This window comes from uncultured Tepidimonas sp. (assembly GCF_938045175.1).
Taxonomy (GTDB): domain Bacteria; phylum Pseudomonadota; class Gammaproteobacteria; order Burkholderiales; family Burkholderiaceae_C; genus Tepidimonas.
Map to the genome: position 1 here is coordinate 1 of NZ_CALIND010000148.1, position 2893 is coordinate 2893.

The window sequence follows — 2893 nt, forward strand, 5'->3', positions numbered from 1 at the left end:
GCGCGCGCGCGCTGGCACTCAGTAGCCCACGGTCATCGCCGGCACGTCCACCTTGACGACGGGCTTGCCGAGCAGGCTGCTGGCGGCGCGCGCGTACACCATGGCCCAGGGCCGGTGGGCCGGGTCGGCAAAGCGCTCCTCGCCCACGGTCTGGGCGATGGCCAGCACCTTGTCGGCCGTCAGCACCTTGCCGCTCAGACGCAGCGGCTCGCAGCCCAGCTCGATGAATTGCTGATCGAGCCACTGCCGCGCCAGCTCGTGCGGCATGGGCTGCACCTCGTCGAGGTCGAACGTGTACTCCCGATCGGGGCCGAAGTGAACGATGACGTGGTTGCGCATGGCAGGGCTTTGCGGGGTGGGACGATGGGTGCCTATCCTACCCGAGACCCGTCGGCCGCGTGCCCCACTCTGCTCATGCCCGCTTGGCCTTGCGCGAGCGCCGCTGCGCGACGGCATCGGCCAGCATCTGCAGCACCTGAACCGAGGTGTCCCAGTCGATGCAGGCGTCGGTGATGCTGCGGCCGTATTCCAGCGTGGCCGGGTCGTCCTTGCCGGGCGTGAATTTCTGCGCCCCAGCCCGCAAGTGGCTCTCGACCATGATGCCAAAGATGCGGTCCGACCCCGCCGCGATCTGACCAGCGATGTCGCGCGCCACGTCCACCTGGCGCTCGTGCTGTTTTTGGCTGTTGCCGTGGCTGCAGTCGACCATCACGCGCGCGGGCAGTTTGGCCTCTTGCAATTGCTGGCAGGCGATGGCCACGCTATCGGCGTCGTAGTTGGGCAGCTTGCCGCCGCGCAAGATGACGTGGCAATCGGTATTGCCCTTGGTGCGTACGATGGCGACCTGGCCATTTTTGTGCACCGACAGGAAATGGTGCGGCCGGCTAGCGGCCTGAATGGCGTCGGTGGCGATGCGGATGTTGCCGTCGGTGCCATTCTTGAAACCGATGGGCGCGCTCAGCCCCGAGGCCAGCTCACGGTGCACCTGGCTCTCGGTGGTACGGGCGCCGATCGCACCCCAGGCAATCAGGTCGGCGATGTACTGCGGGCTGATGACGTCGAGAAATTCGCTCGCCGCCGGCAGCCCCAGCCGATTGATGTCGATGAGGAGCTGGCGCGCGATACGCAGGCCTTCATCGATGCGAAAACTCTCGTCCAGGTAGGGATCGTTGATCAGCCCTTTCCAGCCCACCGTGGTGCGTGGCTTTTCGAAATACACGCGCATCACCACCTCCAGCGTGTCGGCGTGCTGATCGCGCAGCGCCTTCAGACGCCGGGCGTAGTCCATGGCCGCGGCCGGGTCATGGATGGAGCACGGCCCGATGATGACGAGCAGCCGGTCATCCTTGCCGTGCAGGATTTGGTGGATGGCGCGGCGCGTGTGGGTGATGAGCTTTTCGATCGCGGTACCGCGAATCGGAAAGAAGCGAATCAGATGCTCGGGCGGCGGCAGCACGGTGATGTCCTCGATGCGTTGGTCGTCGGTCTGACTGGTGCGGTCGGCCGGGTGCGGATACCACGCATCGGTGCTGCTGGCTTTGCTGGGGCTCGGGCTCATGGGTCGCTCCTTGGAGAGGGTGGGAGATGAAGTCAAAAAAAAACCGCCGGTGGGGACCGACGGTTTCGAGTTCAGTGGGCTGTTACAGGGCGCTTTCAGACCTCTCTGCCGTCGGTGACGCGTGAGAACCAAAAGGTGCCGAAGTAAAAGCCGCGCAGTTGCATAGGCCTGACTGTAGCACAGCCTGCATGACACGATGCTGACAACCCGCACGCACCGCGCCGTTGTCGTGCGGGTGCAACGCTCGGGCGCGCTGCGACGGTGGCCATCAGGCCGTCCCCCCCACGGTCAGCCCGTCCAGGCGCAGGGTCGGCTGCCCAACGCCCACGGGCACGCTCTGGCCCTCTTTGCCGCAGGTGCCGATGCCGCTGTCGAGCGCGAGGTCACGGCCGATCAGGACCACGCGCTTGAGCGCTTCCGGCCCGCTGCCGATGAGGGTCGCGCCCTTGACCGGATAGACGGGGCGGCCGTTTTCCACCCACCACGCGCTGCTGGCCGAAAAGACGAACTTGCCACTGGTGATATCGACCTGTCCGCCGCCGAACTGGGTGGCGTACAGACCGCGGCGCACACTGGCGATGATTTCCTGCGGGTCGTGCTCGCCCGCCAGCATGTAGGTGTTGGTCATGCGCGGCATGGGCAAGTGGGCATAGCTCTCGCGCCGACCGTTGCCGGTGGGGGCCACCCCCATCAGGCGGGCGTTGAGCCGGTCCTGCAAGTAGCCGCGCAAGACACCGTCCTCGATGAGCACGTTGCGCTGGCTGGCGTTGCCCTCGTCGTCCATGTTGAGCGAGCCGCGTCGGCCCTCGAGGGTGCCGTCGTCGAGCACGGTCACACCCTTGGCCGCGACGCGCTCGCCGATGCGACCGGCAAACGCGCTGGAACCTTTGCGATTGAAATCCCCCTCCAGCCCGTGGCCCACGGCCTCGTGCAGCAGCACGCCAGGCCACCCGGGGCCCAACACCACGGTCATCTCGCCCGCCGGGGCGGGGCGCGACTCCAAGTTGGTCAGCGCGGCCTGCACCGCCTCGTCCACGTAGCGCGCCAGCAGCGCGTCGTCGAAGCGGTCGAGCCCAAAGCGACCGCCGCCGCCCGAGGTGCCGACCTCGCGCCGCTCGCCTTGCTGGGCGATCACGGTCAGCGACAGCCGCACCAGGGGGCGCACATCGGCCGCCAGCACACCATCGGCGCGCGCCACCAGCACCACGTCGTACTCCGCTGCCAGCCCGGCCATCACCTGCACGATACGCGGGTCGCGCGCGCGCGCCATCTGCTCGACGCGTTCGAGCAGCGCCACTTTGGCGGCGCTCTCCAGCGTGGCGATGGGGTCGTGCG

At 67.5% G+C, this 2893-nt stretch carries 3 protein-coding genes; all 3 read right to left on the reverse strand.

Annotated features, from left to right (window positions below; translation table 11 throughout):
• Positions 1-18: 18 nt before the first annotated feature.
• Positions 19-339: a hypothetical protein gene (locus tag Q0716_RS07810; protein WP_299021640.1), complete on the reverse strand. Its 321-nt coding sequence runs from the start codon at positions 337-339 to the stop codon at positions 19-21.
• A gap of 73 nt (positions 340-412) precedes the next feature.
• A complete protein-coding gene (locus tag Q0716_RS07815) occupies positions 413-1558 on the reverse strand; it encodes a 3-deoxy-7-phosphoheptulonate synthase (protein WP_299021642.1) in 1146 nt (381 codons plus the stop codon).
• Between the two features lie 268 nt (positions 1559-1826).
• The coding region (gene tldD / locus Q0716_RS07820) for a metalloprotease TldD (protein ID WP_299021643.1) at positions 1827-2893 on the reverse strand (1067 nt) is incomplete at its 5' end.